The organism is Pannonibacter sp. Q-1, from assembly GCF_054073275.1.
Genome location: NZ_JBSXNB010000004.1, coordinates 28,328 through 41,305, shown reverse-complemented (window position 1 = coordinate 41,305; position 12,978 = coordinate 28,328). Strand labels below are relative to the sequence as shown.

Genomic DNA, 12,978 nt, shown 5'->3' with positions numbered 1-12,978 from the left:
ACGAGAACCGAAGGGGAAGTGTGAACATGAAGACTCTGCTGAAAGCCACTGTCGCCGCCGCCGCACTGGCCGGCTCGCTCGCAACTGCTCAGGCTGCCGACCTCAAGGCCTGCTTCGTCTACATCGGCCCGGTGGGTGACTTCGGCTGGACCTACCAGCACGATCAGGGCCGCCAGGCTGTCGAAGCCCATTTCGGCGGCAAGGTCGAAACCGCCTATCTGGAAAACGTGCCGGAAGGCCCGGACAGCGAGCGCGCCATCGAGCGCTTCGCCCGTGAAGGCTGCGGCATCATCTTCACCACCTCCTTCGGCTACATGAACCCGACCATCAAGGTGGCGCAGAAGTATCCGAACGTGAAGTTCGAGCACGCGACCGGCTACAAGACCGCCGAAAACGTTGCGACCTATAACTCCAAGTTCCACGAAGGCCGCTACATCATCGGCCAGATCGCAGCCAAGATGTCCAAGACCGGCACCGCCGGCTACATCGGCTCCTTCCCGATCCCGGAAGTGGTCTCCGGCATCAACGCCTTCCTGCTCGGCGCCCAGTCCGTCAACCCGGACTTCAAGGTCAAGATCGTCTGGGCCAATTCCTGGTTCGATCCGGCCAAGGAAGCCGATGCGGCCAAGGCGCTGATCGATCAGGGCGCCGACATCATCTCGCAGCACACCGATTCCACCGCACCGCTGCAGGTGGCTGAGGAGCGCGGCGTGCTTGGTTTCGGTCAGGCCTCCGACATGATCAACTTCGCACCGAAGTCGCAGCTGACCGCCATCATCGATGACTGGGCACCCTATTACATCGAGCGCGTTCAGGCTGTCCTCGACGGCACCTGGAAGAGCGAGCAGACCTGGCACGGCCTCAAGGAAGGCCATGTGGTGATGGCGCCCTACACCAACCTGCCGGACGATGTCGTCGCCATGGCGAAGGAAACCGAAGAGAAGATCAAGGGCGGCTGGGAGCCTTTCACCGGCCCGATCACCAAGCAGGACGGTTCGGAAGCGGCCGCTGACGGCGTGCGTCTCGACGATGGCGCCATCCTCGGCATGAACTGGTACGTCAAGGGCATCGACGACAAGCTGCCGCAGTAAGGAGAGCTTCGGCCCGCAGGTGCCGAACCTGCGGGCCGGTTTGCTCTTGCACCATGACCGTGCGCAGCCGGGCCCTCCGGCGTGGCCGAGCATGTCTTTCAGATAATAACAATCCCGATCCAGAGCCTGCCCATGACCATGACCTTTGCCGCTGAATGGCTGAATCTGCTTTTCCGCTGGGCCCATCTGGTGGTGGGCATCGGCTGGATCGGCACGTCCTTCTATTTCATCGCCCTCGATCTTTCGCTGCGCAAGCGGGAGGGCATGCGCGAGGGCGTCTACGGCACGGCCTGGGAGGTGCACGGCGGCGGGTTCTATCACGTGGAGAAGTTCACGGTTGCCCCAGCCTACCTGCCGCAGGATCTCATCTGGTACAAGTGGGAGGCCTATCTCACCTGGGTGACCGGATTTGCCCTTCTGGTGGTGCAGTATTACTTCAACGCATCGTCTTATCTCATTGATGTGAATAAGCTTCAGATGCTGCCGTCAGAGGCGGTGCTGATTTCCGTTCTGAGCCTTGTCGCCGGCTGGTTCATCTATGACGGGCTGTGCCGCTCGCCCATCGGCCGCAGCACGCCGCTGCTGGCGCTGTGTGTCTTCGCGCTGATCATGGCGGCGTCCTACATGTTCACGCAGGTGTTCTCCGGGCGCGGGGCGCTGATCCACGTGGGCGCATTCATCGGCACGATCATGGCCGTCAATGTGTTCGGCCTGATCATCCCGAACCAGAAGAAGATCGTCGCCAGCCTGCTGCGCGGCGAGGCGCCGGACCCGAAGCTGGGCCAGATGGGCAAGCAGCGCTCCGTGCACAACAACTATCTGACGCTGCCCGTACTGCTGATGATGGTGTCGAACCACTATCCCATGCTCACCGGCCATCCGCAGGCGTGGCTTCTCGTCGGCCTCGTGCTGCTGATGGGCGGCATGGTGCGGCATTTCCTCAACCGGCATGAGGCGGGCGACCCGCTGAACCGTTACTGGTGGAGCCTGCCCATCGCCGCGCTTGGCTTTGCCGCAGCGCTGGTAATGACCGCCCCGCGTGACTTCTCCGGCGGTGAGGCTGTTTCCGATGCCACGGCGCTGACGCTGATCCGCAGCCATTGCGCGGCCTGCCATGCGGCAACCCCGACCCATGAAGGCTTCACGGATGCGCCCAAGGGCATTCATCTGGAAACGCTGGCAGAGCTGCGCCGCTACGCCGATCAGGTGATGGCACAGTCCGTGCTCTCCGATGCCATGCCGCTCGGCAACGAGACGGGCATGACGCCGGAACAGCGTGAGGAACTGGGCCGCTGGATTGCCCGGAACAAGTGAATGGACCGGGATACAAGACAGCTGGAGCACACTCTCATGTCCGCCACGCCGATTGCCTTTCCCATCGCCGAAGCCTCGCTTGCCGGGCTCGATCACGAGGCCTTCATGGCCGCCTTCGCGGATGTGGCCGAGCATTCCCCCTGGGTGGCGGAGGATGCTTTTGCGGCGGGGCCTTTTGTCCGGCGGGAGGATCTGATTGGCGCGTTTGAAGCAGCCATGCGCGCCGCTTCGCACGAGCAGCAGCTGGCGCTGATCCGGGCCCATCCGGATCTGGCGGGCAGGGCCGCAATTGCCGGGGACATTGCCGAGGATTCGCGGAAGGAACAGGCGGGCGCTGGTCTCGACAGGCTGACGGCAGAGGAATTTGCCCGGTTCACCAGGCTCAATGATGCCTACCGCGCCCGCTTCGGCTTCCCGTTCATTTTTGCGGTGAAGGGCGCAACGAAACACATGATCCTTGATGCTTTTGAGGCACGGCTTGGCAACAGTCCGCAGGCCGAATTCGAAACTGCACTGACCCAGATCTCGCGTATTTTCCGTTTCCGGCTCGAAGACAGGGTACTTACGGTCTGAGGCTCAGTCTGCGTCTAGCGGCTCGAACCGCCCGTCCATGAATTCGCCGCAGGGGCGGGCCCAGATGGTGCTATCGGCCCCCTGATAGAGGAAGGCCTCTTCGCCGCTGGCCTCGATCCGGCACTTGCCAACGATCCGGTAGATCCCGCCTGTCTTGCGGTGCTGCCACCGTGTGCCGCGCAGGGCCGGATCAAGTCCGTCGCGGGCGGTCATCATCGTGGCATCTTCCGGTGCAGGCATCGGTATTCTCCGCTTTCTGTCTGTATGATGGCCTGCCGTCATGCGTCCGGCAGGCCAGTCACCCCAGCTTAGCGGCGCGTGATCTCGACGGGAACATTGAAACTCCACGTCGAGCGGCCTTCTTCTGCCGGAATGGGCGGGAAGGGCGCTGCGCGGCGGACCAGTTCCAGCGCGACTTCATCCACCTCCGGATTGCCGGAGCTGCCGGAGATGCGAATGGCCGAAACGCTGCCATCCTTGCTGACGACGAAGGAGACGGTGGCAAGGCCCGAATCCCGGGAGCGGACGCGGCGCATCGCACGCTGCAGAGCGCGCTGAACCTGACCCTTGTAGTTGGTGCGGTCCGAATTGCCGAGGATCGTTGACCGGCCCTGATTTTCGGAACTGCCCTGCGAGGCCACCTGATCGGCGGCGCCGCCTGCGCCCTGAACCGCATTGGCCCTGCTATTGCCCTTCTGCGTGCTTGGCTGGCGCTGTGCTTCCGGTTTCTTCGTCTGGGTCTTTTTCACCGGCTGGACGGGCTTTGCCTCGGCCACCTTGACGGGCAGATCCTTCGGCCGCATTTCCGGCACGGGAACAGGCTCGACAGCGGTCACGGGCTTTTCGGGCGTCTCATTGACCGGCGCGATGGCCTCCGCGCTGGTCAGCGGCTGGATGGCCAACTCTTCCACCGGCGCGATTTCCTGCGGCTTGATATCCTGCGGCTGGACTTCCGCCATCTGCTGCAGCGGTTCCTGAACAGGCGTCTCGGTGGCTTCCTGTACCGGGATGTCCTGCGCGGTGATCTGCTCCTGTGTCTCGGGCTCGGCGGCGTCCGGATCAACCGGCGCCAGCGTGTCGGGGGACTCGGCGGCAACCGCGTTGGCGGTGTCCGGATCGCCGGAGGTCAGCATGTCCGTATAGGCCTCGCCCAGCATGGAGACGGCTCCGCCACCGCCGCCTTGAAGCAGGGCCGGCTCCTCGGAGGTGTCAACGGTCAGGGCAACTGCGCCGAAATGCAGTGTCACCGATGCCAGAAGGGCTGCACCCAGGTGCCAGGGTCTCAGTTTCATTGCGTGCCTGCCTTTTGCGTGACGACACGGATGCCGGGAGCGCCTGCGCCATAGAGCTCGTCGACGATCTCCACGAGACGGGCAGCATCAAGGTTCCGGTCGACGGCCAGTTTCAGGATGCTTTCGGGACCTTCCTCCGGCAGCGGATTGGCAGCAAGATAGGATGCCGCATCGGTGGGCTGGCCGCGGAATACCAGTGTGCCGTCGGCGCGGGCATAGAGCGCGTCCGGCGGCGGCAGGCTTTCCGCATCGGTGGTCTCCACCAGATCCACTTCCTTGTCCGCCGGAGGGGCGAGCTGCCCGGCCACCAGAAAGAAGATCAGCATCAGGAAGACGATGTTGATCAGCGAGATGGTGCTTTCCATCTTCCGCTTGGTTTTTTCGCGCGGGATCCGCACAGCCATGTCTCTAGCTCCTTGCCTTCCGCGGCCCGTTACCGGGCGACGTGCAGGGTGAGCGCCGGCGCAAGGCGGCGCACGGTCTGAACGGCGTCGATCAGGCCCTGGGCGTTCGCCCCTTCGCGGGCAACGACGAGCGCAGAGGTCGCGCCCTTCTCCTGCAGCCCGGCCAGCCGGTCCCCCATGTCCTCAGGCATTACGGTCACGCCGTTGATCCGCAGGCCGTCGGCCTCGACAAAAACGAGGATGCCCGGCGTGCCGGAGGCGCCGCCGCCAGCCTGACCAGGCTTGCCCAGATCCACCCCCGCAAAGCGGGTGAAGGTGGTGGACAGCATGAAGAACAGCAGCAGCAGGAAGATCACGTCGATGAGGGAGGTCATCGACAGCGGCCGCCTGCGCCGCTGCGGCATGTTAATGCGCATGGGAAACCTTCCCGAGGGCAGCGCCATCCTGTGCGGCCGGGGCGTGGCGCTCGTGGTCGTGATGGACCACATCCACCAGAACCTGGGCGCTCAGGGTCTCCACGGCGACGCGCTCGGCTTCGATCCAGGATTCGAACATGGCGAGCAGGGCGGCCACCGGCATGGCGACGGCAAGGCCAGCAGCGGTGGTCAGCAGAGCCACCCAGATGCCGCCGGCAAGGATCGACGGATCCACCGCATCTCCCGCGTTCTGCAGGGCCTGGAAGGCGTCGATCATGCCCAGAACCGTGCCGAACAGACCCAGCAGCGGGGCCAGCTGGGCGATGTTGTCAAGCGCACGGGTGCCGGACTGGAGCGAATGCAGCTGCTGGGCCGCCACCCGGGCGATTTCGTCTTCAATGGCGCTGCGGTCCATCTGGCCGGCTGCCGTCAGGCGCATGGCGGTGACCACCGCATGTTCTGCGGCGCTGACGGGACGGGCGAGGCGCACCAGCGCTTCCTTGCGCCGGCCGGCCCGCCACAGGCCTGCTGCTTCCCGGGCCCGGCCCGGCCGGGCCGTGCGGAAGCGGGCGAACTGGACGAATTTGGCGATGACGATGGCGCCAGCCACAACCGACATGACGGCGATGAGGGCCACGACCGTACCGCCAAGTTCGATCAGGCTGAAGACCGGGGCGAGATAGGGAGAGTCCAGCATGTCCGTGTCCTTACCGGGTGAAGCCGATGTCTGTGCGGCTTGTTGTGGTCAGCGGCGCGCTGCACAGCGGGCTGGCAGCGGCTGCCTTGCAGCCGGATGCGCCGTTGACGAGAATGGAACCGATGCCCGCGCAGGGCTGGCTCGGGATCTGGAACTGGCGGACCACGGTCTTGCCTTCCGGCAGGGCGCCGAAGTCGAAGACGGTCATGCGGTCCACCAGTCCTTCTTTGTTGAAAAGCACGAATTCGAAGCCTGCCGTTTCCAGCGCTGCCCCGGTGCCATTGGTGGCAACGAAGGTCAGAAGGCAGCCGTTGCCGGCATCCGCCGCACGGTTCAGCTCCAGCTTGACCCCGTCCGCTGCAGCCGGGCTTGTCTGGGCCAGAGCTGCGCCGGAAAGGGTGGAGATCGACAGCGCGGCGGCTGCGATCACTTCGAATTTGCGTGCCAGTGTCATGTCACCATCCGAATTTCTTGTTGACGGACAATTTGAACGTGCGCCCCTTGCCGTCATCGCCGGAGAGATTGTTGCGGTAGCGCTTGTCAAAGATGTTTTCGACGGCGGCGCGCAGCTCCAGCCCCTTGAACTGGCCCTCATCGAGCTTCCAGTTCACGAAGGCATCGTGCAGCGCATAGCCGGGGAAGGGGCCTGTGGTGGCGCCGGCATCGGCAGAGCCGGTGAACTCGGCGCGCCAGCCGAAATTGACGTTGTAGTCCGGGATGCGGCCGCCGAGGGTGACGGCCACCGTTTCTGCCGGAATGGTCGTCAGGGCCGCATTGGTGGTCTCGTTCTTGCCGCGCGTCCAGCTGTAGGCGGCGCTGGCAAACACGTAGCGCGAGTCATAAGCGGCTTCGAGTTCCACACCATAGATGTGCGCGCTGTGGACGTTCACATAATAGGGGACAGCCGAGGCTTGCCGCTGCGGGCCCGTGGTGATCAGGTTCGTCAGATCGTTGTAGAAGCCGGTGGTCTTCAGCGCGATGCTGTCATTGTCCTGGAACAGGTCCTGCCGGTTGACGGCAAAGCCAGCCTCGTAGTTGAAGGATTCCTCCTTCTTCAGATCAAGACTGACGGTGCGCCCGCCGGGATAGGTCGAGGTGCGGGCGCCTGTCGAGAACAGTTCGTCCAGTGTCGGCAGGCGTTCGGTGCGGGCAACCGAGCCGAAGACCGAGAAACTGTCCGTGAACTTGTAGAGCGCGGCGAGCTTCGGCGAGAAGGCGTAATCCGTCTGGGTGGAGGCATTCGGGATGACGCTGTCCGGACGCACGGTCACATAGTCGAGGCGCATGCCCGGTGTGATGGTCAGCCGGTCGTTCCAGATGAACTCGTTCTGCGCAAAGACGCCGACCTTGGTGTCCGTGCCCTCGGGATGGAAGTCGATCCAGCCCACGCCGCCCTTGGTGCTCGCGGTGCGCTCCTGGTAGCTGACCTGCGTGCCGGCGGTCAGATAGTTTTCCCAGGTATCGCCCTTGAACTCGAAGGTGTTTTCCACCTTCGCCTGCCAGGTGCGGTAGCCGTAGTCGGCATCGTAGAACAGCTCGGGCGAACGCATCCTTGAGGCCGCTGGCGCACGGGCGTTGGTCTGCGCAACCTGCGTGTCGGAGAAGGAGAGGTTGACCTTCAGATCCAGGAACGGATTGCCGCTTGCCGGATTTTCATAGCGCAGCACAACCGTCTGGTCGGTGATCTCGCGGTCGATGTTGCCGAAGGCATCCAGCGTGCCGGTCTGGGAATAGGCGGTGTTGTCCGCATCGCTCTGCCAGCGCTCATAGGACAGGCGCACCGACTGCTCGTTGTTCTCGCCGAAGTGATGGGTGACCTTGGCAAGGCCGGAGAAGCTGTCGAATGCCGATCCCACCACGCGGGTGCCATTGCCCGTTTCGTAGTCGGACGAGCGGCGGAAGTTGCCGTTGATCAGGGCTTCGGTATTGGGCCCAAGCCGCATGGCGGCAATGGCCGAGGTCATCAGACCGTTCTTGTTGCTGTCAAATCCGGTCTTCAGGCGGAGGGCCACCGTTTCTCCGTCTTCAAGGAAATCGGAAGCATCCTTCGTCTCGAAGGCGATGACACCCCCAAGTGCGCCGGCACCATAGAGCGTGGAGGAGGCGGGGCCGCGCAGCACCTCGACGCGCTTGTAGAGTTCAGGGTCCGAGAAGAAGGAGCCCATACGTTACATTTCGAAGAACTTGTTGGCGCCATCCACCGTGATGATGATCTTGGACTCGTCCGCCGAGCCCAGATCGCCGATGCCGCGGATGTTGAAGGCCTGCCCGCCGATGCGGTCGCTGCCCACCACCGTGATACCCGGTGTCTGCTTGAAAATATCGCCGATGGTCGTCGCCTGGGCGTTGTCGATCTGCTCCTGATCGATCACCGTCACAGCCTGGGGCGTGTCGATGGCGACCTTTTCCTGCCCGGCGCCGAGAACGATCTTCTGCAATGACGTCGTGGCCTGCGGCTTGTCGGCCGCCGTCTCTGCCACTGGTGCCTGCTGCGCATTTGCGCTGCCTGCATATGCGAGCGCAATCAGCGCCACGCCGTTCAGCCAAAACCCTGCCGTGCCCCGTCCGCGAGTCATTTCATACGCCTCTTTCTGGTCTATCCCGCTGGCTGGCAAAGGGCTCGCTCGCTGAACTGTGAAACTCTAAAACCTGATTAACGTATTCAGGTATTGCGGTCGATACAAAAGATGAATATTGAAGTCAACTATCGGCGGTGACGATCCTGTCGCGGGTCAGCATTTTCTGCAGGCCCTTGCGCGGTTGGACCTGCCGGATGGGTTTGAACAAAACGGCATGCCTGCCAGGCAAAACCCCAGCTTCCGGCAGCCGGAACCCATTACGCGCCATTCAAAGATGCGCCTGCAAAGCTCTGCCTTTGGCAGGCGCGGGCCCTTGCCGGTCCTCAGGAGCCGGCCACGCAACAAAGCGGGGAAGACACATGACCACGACTGCCTATCGCGATCTGGCGCCGGAGGAGATCCGCGCCGCTGTCAGCGCCAATCCGGACCGCCGCGAGCGCGATCTGGCGCAGGAACTGGGGATCAGCGAGGCGCAGCTTGTGGCCGCGTTCTGCGGCCATGGCGTGCGCCGTGTCGAGGCTTCGATGGCCGGTATCTGCGAGGGCATGCAGGCTGTGGGGGAGGTGATGGCGCTGACCCGCAACGAAAGCGCCGTCCATGAAAAGATCGGGCCATTTGAAAAGTTCGTGAACGGCACCCGCACCGGCCTGATGCTGGGCAGCCAGATCGACACCCGCATGTTCCCTTCCCATTGGGTGCATGCCTTTGCGGTGGAAAAGCCTTCAGATCAGGGCCCGCGCCGCAGTCTGCAGGTGTTCGACGCCCATGGCGAGGCCGTGTTCAAGGTGCATCTGCGCGCCGCTTCCAATGTGGAGGCCTATGAGGCGCTGGTGGAGCGCCTTGTGCTCTCTGACCAGACGCCGGGCCTCGGTACAGTGCCGCAGCGCCCGCAGCCTGAGCCTCGCCGCCCGCTCGATGGCAGCCAGGCCGGCGACCTGCGCAGCCGCTGGTCGGCCATGAACGATCCGCATCAGTTCTTCAACATCCTGCGCGAACTCGACATCGAGCGCATCAATGCACTGGCGCTGGCGGGCGAAGACAAGGCTTGGCAGGTGGATGGCGACAGCATCCGCGTCATGCTGCGGCTGGTGTCCGGCAATGCGATCCCGCTGATGTGTTTCGTGGCCAACCGGGGATGCGTGCAGATCCATTCCGGACCGGTGATGAACATCAAGGAGATGGGGCCTTGGATCAATGTCATGGACCCAACCTTCCATCTGCACCTGCGGCTCGACCACATCAGCGAGATCTGGGCCGTGCGCAAGGGCGCGGATGTAGGGCATGTGACGTCGCTGGAAGCCTATGGGGCCGAAGGCAATCTGATCATCCAGTTCTTCGGCGTGCGCGGTGAGGGCAACCATGAGCGCAGCGACTGGCGCGAACTGGTGGAACACCTGCCGCGTCTTGCTCCGCAGACAGCGGTGCTGCCGTTTGCGGCCGAATAAGCCCTGCGTCTTGTAAGGATATGATGATGCGTCTGCTTTCCTCTCTCTCCCGTCCGTGCGGCCTGGCGCTCACGCCCATGGCGGCCGCGCTGTTGAGCCTTGGACTGGGCTTCACGGCACCTGAAGCCCGTGCGCAGGAGCCTGCCTCTCTGGCCGGGGCACAGCGGATCGTCTCCGTTGGCGGGGCCGTCACGGAAGTGGTCTATGCCCTTGGCGCAGAAGACCGTCTGGTGGCGCGGGACAGCACCAGCTCCTATCCTCCCGAGGCTCTGGCGCTGCCCGACACGGGTTACATGCGCGCCCTGTCGCCGGAAGGCGTGCTGGCGGTCGCACCCGATGGCCTGCTTGTCATTGAAGGCAGCGGCCCGGCGGAAGCGCTGGATGTGCTGAAGAAGGCCGGGGTGCCGCTCGTCATGGTGCCGGACCGCTACACCGCGGAAGGTGTTGCCGAGAAGGTTCGCGTGGTGGGCAAGGCGCTGGGGCTGGAAGACAAGGCCGAGGATCTGGCGGTGAAGCTGGAAGCCGATCTCCAGGCCGTGGCGGAAGCTGCGGCCAAGCGGGAGGTCAAGCCGCGCGTGCTCTTTATTCTGTCCCTGCAGGGCGGGCGCATCATGGCTTCCGGTGAAGGCTCTGCTGCCGATGCAGTCATTCAGCTTGCCGGCGGCGTCAACGCGGTGTCCGGTTTCAACGGCTACAAGCCCTTGAGCGATGAGGCCATCACGGAGGCAAAGCCCGACATCATTCTGATGATGGAGCGCGGCGGCCAGCATGATGCAACGCTGGACGAAATGCGTGGCCATGCGGCGCTGTCGCTGACGCCTGCTGTTCAGGCCGGGCACATCGTGCGGATGGACGGGCTGTTCATGATCGGATTCGGGCCGCGCACCGCCGATGCCGTGCGCGAGCTTTCCGCCGCCTTTGACAAGGCCGCTGCGGCCAGCCAGTGAGGGACCGGCAGATGGCCATGACAGCAGCTGAAACCGTGACCGCAGATCACGGGCCTCTCGAAGGGGACCGCAGCGGGCGGGCGCGGCTGGTGATTGCCGGGCTTTCCGTCCTCCTGATCCTTGCCATCCTGCTGGCGCTGATGACCGGCCCGACCGGACTTGCGAGCTTCGATGCACTTCTCGGCATTCTGACGGGCCGGGAGAGCGAGGGCCCCATGGCCATGCGCGACCGGATCATCCTCGCCGACATCCGCTTTCCGCGCATGGTGGTGGGCGTCTTCATCGGCGCGGGGCTGGCTGTCTCCGGCGTGCTGATGCAGGGGCTGTTCCGCAATCCGCTGGCCGACCCCGGCATCGTCGGCGTTTCGTCAGGGGCGGGGCTTGGGGCGGCGCTGATGATCGTCGCCGGATCCTGGCTGCCGGCCGGTCTGATGGCCACGTTCGGCATTCTGGCGCTGCCTTTCGCTGCTTTTCTCGGCGGTCTTGCCGCCACGGCGCTGCTTTACCGGATCGGCACGCGCGGCGGCTACACCGATGTGGCAACCATGCTGCTGGCAGGCATTGCCGTGGCGGCGCTGGCGCAGGCTGCCATCGGCCTGCTGATCTTCACCGCCGATGACCGGCAGCTGCGGGACATCAATTTCTGGCTTCTCGGATCGCTTGCGGGCGCGACAACAGACAAGATCCTGATGTGCGTACCAGTGATCGCCGCCGTGCTTGCGTCCATGCCTTTCATGGCGCGCGGGCTGAATGCGCTGGTGCTGGGCGAGGCGGCGGCGGGGCATCTGGGCATTCCCGTGCAGCGGCTGAAGCGGCTGAGCATCGTCGCCGTGGCGGCGGCGACCGGGGCAGGGGTGGCGGTCAGCGGCAGCATCGGCTTTGTCGGCATCGTCGTGCCGCATCTGCTGCGGCTGACCATTGGCCCGGATCACCGCTACCTTCTGCCCGCCTCGGCGCTGCTGGGGGCAAGCCTGCTGCTTCTTGCCGACACGGTGGCACGCACCATCGTGACGCCAGCCGAACTGCCCATCGGCATTCTGACCGCGCTGGCCGGCGCGCCCTTCTTCCTCTGGATCCTGCTGACACGGCGGGGCTTTGCGCTGAGGTGACGGACATGGCAACGCTGGATGTGAATACCCTCACCGTTTCGCTTTCCGGGCGCGACATCGTGCGGCAGATTTCCTTCGAGGCGCGGGCTGGCGAGGTGACGGCGATTGCCGGGCCGAACGGTTCCGGCAAGAGCACGCTGCTCAAGGCCATCTGCGGCGAGCACCGGCACGGCGGGGACGTGCATCTGAACGGCCATGATCTGCGCCGCGTCCCGGCCCATGTGCTGGCCCGCTTCCGTGCCGTTCTGCCGCAAAGCTCGGCCATCGCCTTTCCGCTGACCGTGACCGAACTGGTGCGGCTCGGCGGCGCGGGAATGCCGCCGCCGGATTCCCGCGTGCGCGAGGCGCTGGCGCGGGTGGGCCTGAACGGTTTCGGCGGGCGGCAGTATCAGTCGCTGTCCGGCGGCGAGCAGCAGCGGGCGCAGCTTGCCCGCGTGCTGTGCCAGATCTGGGAGCCTGTCGGCCCGGAAGGACCGCGCTGGCTGTTTCTGGACGAGCCCGTCGCCAGCCTCGACATTCACCACCAGCTGATGATCATGGATCTGGCCGCAGATTATGCAAAGGCCGGAGGCGGCGTCGTTGCCGTGATGCATGACCTCAACCTGACGGCCATGTATGCGGCGCGCGTACTCGCTCTGAAAGCGGGGAAGGTGATTGCCTGCGGCACCACGGCCGAAACGCTGACGACAGAGGTTCTGTCCGAGGTCTATTCCTGTCCCTTGCGCGTTGGCGCCGTGCCGCCGCCCGGAACGCCTTTCATCCTGCCGCATCTTTGCCATGCGCGTCTGCATGCTGCGGAATGAAGAGGATCTGTGCGTCTCCGGCCGCATCCGGCCCGTGAGCGTGCAGATCGAGCCAGTCCAGATGCAGGAAACCCGATGATGCGCCTTGTTCCAGATCCCTCCCGCGCCTTTGCCCTTGCGGCCGTGCTGGCTGCCGCCCTTGTTCCGGCTGGCTGCGCGTCAGTTGGCGCCGGTGGTGCCGTGATCACATCAAGCCCGGACAGCGGCACGCAGGTGCGCGGCGGCGCCGTGGGGCTTTCAACAGGGCCCGATGGGGTCACTGCCAGCCGGATGACCATCAATGGCCGTTCGGCTGGCAGCTATTGAGT

14 protein-coding genes and 1 pseudogene are annotated in these 12,978 nt (G+C 64.5%); 8 read left to right on the top strand and 7 right to left on the bottom strand.

Annotated features, from left to right (window positions below):
• The first annotated feature begins 26 nt into the window (after positions 1 to 26).
• From ACVNHC_RS11775 to uraD, 3 genes are all read left to right on the top strand, one after another.
• Positions 27 to 1,091, top strand: a complete 1,065-nt coding sequence (locus tag ACVNHC_RS11775) for a BMP family ABC transporter substrate-binding protein (protein WP_050471425.1) — start codon at positions 27 to 29, stop codon at positions 1,089 to 1,091.
• A gap of 132 nt (positions 1,092 to 1,223) precedes the next feature.
• Positions 1,224 to 2,405 carry a urate hydroxylase PuuD gene (locus ACVNHC_RS11770; RefSeq protein WP_123194344.1) on the top strand — a complete coding sequence of 394 codons (1,182 nt, stop codon included), beginning with the start codon at positions 1,224 to 1,226 and terminating at the stop codon, positions 2,403 to 2,405.
• Positions 2,406 to 2,441: 36 nt separating this feature from the next.
• Complete coding sequence (uraD, locus tag ACVNHC_RS11765) at positions 2,442 to 2,978, top strand: 2-oxo-4-hydroxy-4-carboxy-5-ureidoimidazoline decarboxylase (RefSeq protein WP_457167397.1); 537 nt, start codon at positions 2,442 to 2,444, stop codon at positions 2,976 to 2,978.
• 3 nt (positions 2,979 to 2,981) lie between these two features.
• Here uraD and ACVNHC_RS11760 read toward each other — a convergent pair whose 3' ends face one another.
• From ACVNHC_RS11760 to ACVNHC_RS11730, 7 genes and pseudogenes are all read right to left on the bottom strand, one after another.
• On the bottom strand, positions 2,982 to 3,218 hold the full coding sequence (locus ACVNHC_RS11760; RefSeq protein ID WP_457167396.1) for a hypothetical protein: 237 nt from the start codon (positions 3,216 to 3,218) through the stop codon (positions 2,982 to 2,984).
• A gap of 68 nt (positions 3,219 to 3,286) precedes the next feature.
• On the bottom strand, positions 3,287 to 4,270 hold the full coding sequence (locus ACVNHC_RS11755; protein WP_457167395.1) for a TonB family protein: 984 nt from the start codon (positions 4,268 to 4,270) through the stop codon (positions 3,287 to 3,289).
• Positions 4,267 to 4,674 carry an ExbD/TolR family protein gene (locus ACVNHC_RS11750; protein ID WP_050471429.1) on the bottom strand — a complete coding sequence of 136 codons (408 nt, stop codon included), beginning with the start codon at positions 4,672 to 4,674 and terminating at the stop codon, positions 4,267 to 4,269. The genes ACVNHC_RS11755 and ACVNHC_RS11750 overlap by 4 nt, the downstream gene beginning before the upstream one ends.
• A gap of 29 nt (positions 4,675 to 4,703) precedes the next feature.
• Positions 4,704 to 5,090 (bottom strand): biopolymer transporter ExbD, encoded by a 387-nt coding sequence (locus tag ACVNHC_RS11745; protein ID WP_050471430.1) that lies wholly within the window; start codon positions 5,088 to 5,090, stop codon positions 4,704 to 4,706.
• The gene (locus ACVNHC_RS11740) at positions 5,080 to 5,787 is read right to left on the bottom strand and encodes a MotA/TolQ/ExbB proton channel family protein (protein WP_050471431.1); all 708 of its coding nucleotides are present in this window, start codon (positions 5,785 to 5,787) and stop codon (positions 5,080 to 5,082) included. The genes ACVNHC_RS11745 and ACVNHC_RS11740 overlap by 11 nt, the downstream gene beginning before the upstream one ends.
• Positions 5,788 to 5,797: 10 nt before the next feature.
• Complete coding sequence (locus ACVNHC_RS11735; protein WP_457167394.1) at positions 5,798 to 6,241, bottom strand: hypothetical protein; 444 nt, start codon at positions 6,239 to 6,241, stop codon at positions 5,798 to 5,800.
• A 1-nt stretch (position 6,242) separates the two neighbouring features.
• Positions 6,243 to 8,363, bottom strand: a pseudogene (locus ACVNHC_RS11730) (TonB-dependent hemoglobin/transferrin/lactoferrin family receptor).
• Positions 8,364 to 8,725: 362 nt separating this feature from the next.
• On the opposite strand from ACVNHC_RS11730, the gene ACVNHC_RS11725 reads away from it, so the two are divergent.
• From ACVNHC_RS11725 to ACVNHC_RS11705, 5 genes are all read left to right on the top strand, one after another.
• The gene (locus ACVNHC_RS11725) at positions 8,726 to 9,811 is read left to right on the top strand and encodes a hemin-degrading factor (protein ID WP_457167393.1); all 1,086 of its coding nucleotides are present in this window, start codon (positions 8,726 to 8,728) and stop codon (positions 9,809 to 9,811) included.
• 23 nt (positions 9,812 to 9,834) lie between these two features.
• The gene (locus ACVNHC_RS11720) at positions 9,835 to 10,758 is read left to right on the top strand and encodes a heme/hemin ABC transporter substrate-binding protein (RefSeq protein ID WP_457167392.1); all 924 of its coding nucleotides are present in this window, start codon (positions 9,835 to 9,837) and stop codon (positions 10,756 to 10,758) included.
• Between the two features lie 17 nt (positions 10,759 to 10,775).
• Complete coding sequence (locus ACVNHC_RS11715; protein WP_457167391.1) at positions 10,776 to 11,867, top strand: FecCD family ABC transporter permease; 1,092 nt, start codon at positions 10,776 to 10,778, stop codon at positions 11,865 to 11,867.
• 5 nt (positions 11,868 to 11,872) lie between these two features.
• Entirely contained in the window at positions 11,873 to 12,670 is a 798-nt protein-coding gene (locus ACVNHC_RS11710) for a heme ABC transporter ATP-binding protein (RefSeq protein WP_457167390.1), read from the top strand.
• Between the two features lie 75 nt (positions 12,671 to 12,745).
• Complete coding sequence (locus tag ACVNHC_RS11705) at positions 12,746 to 12,976, top strand: hypothetical protein (protein WP_457167389.1); 231 nt, start codon at positions 12,746 to 12,748, stop codon at positions 12,974 to 12,976.
• The last annotated feature ends 2 nt before the right edge of the window (positions 12,977 to 12,978 follow it).

Excerpts from the sequence above, each read along its gene's own strand:
- ACVNHC_RS11720 (WP_457167392.1), top strand. The coding sequence starts at position 9,835 with ATGATGCGTCTGCTTTCCTCTCTCTCCCGTCCGTGCGGCCTGGCGCTC.
- ACVNHC_RS11705 (WP_457167389.1), top strand. The coding sequence starts at position 12,746 with ATGATGCGCCTTGTTCCAGATCCCTCCCGCGCCTTTGCCCTTGCGGCC.
- ACVNHC_RS11760 (WP_457167396.1), bottom strand. The coding sequence starts at position 3,218 with ATGCCTGCACCGGAAGATGCCACGATGATGACCGCCCGCGACGGACTT.
- ACVNHC_RS11755 (WP_457167395.1), bottom strand. The coding sequence starts at position 4,270 with ATGAAACTGAGACCCTGGCACCTGGGTGCAGCCCTTCTGGCATCGGTG.
- ACVNHC_RS11745 (WP_050471430.1), bottom strand. The coding sequence starts at position 5,090 with ATGCGCATTAACATGCCGCAGCGGCGCAGGCGGCCGCTGTCGATGACC.
- ACVNHC_RS11770 (WP_123194344.1), top strand. The coding sequence starts at position 1,224 with ATGACCATGACCTTTGCCGCTGAATGGCTGAATCTGCTTTTCCGCTGG.
- ACVNHC_RS11715 (WP_457167391.1), top strand. The coding sequence starts at position 10,776 with ATGACAGCAGCTGAAACCGTGACCGCAGATCACGGGCCTCTCGAAGGG.
- uraD (WP_457167397.1), top strand. The coding sequence starts at position 2,442 with ATGTCCGCCACGCCGATTGCCTTTCCCATCGCCGAAGCCTCGCTTGCC.
- ACVNHC_RS11710 (WP_457167390.1), top strand. The coding sequence starts at position 11,873 with ATGGCAACGCTGGATGTGAATACCCTCACCGTTTCGCTTTCCGGGCGC.
- ACVNHC_RS11740 (WP_050471431.1), bottom strand. The coding sequence starts at position 5,787 with ATGCTGGACTCTCCCTATCTCGCCCCGGTCTTCAGCCTGATCGAACTT.
- ACVNHC_RS11735 (WP_457167394.1), bottom strand. The coding sequence starts at position 6,241 with ATGACACTGGCACGCAAATTCGAAGTGATCGCAGCCGCCGCGCTGTCG.
- ACVNHC_RS11775 (WP_050471425.1), top strand. The coding sequence starts at position 27 with ATGAAGACTCTGCTGAAAGCCACTGTCGCCGCCGCCGCACTGGCCGGC.
- ACVNHC_RS11725 (WP_457167393.1), top strand. The coding sequence starts at position 8,726 with ATGACCACGACTGCCTATCGCGATCTGGCGCCGGAGGAGATCCGCGCC.
- ACVNHC_RS11750 (WP_050471429.1), bottom strand. The coding sequence starts at position 4,674 with ATGGCTGTGCGGATCCCGCGCGAAAAAACCAAGCGGAAGATGGAAAGC.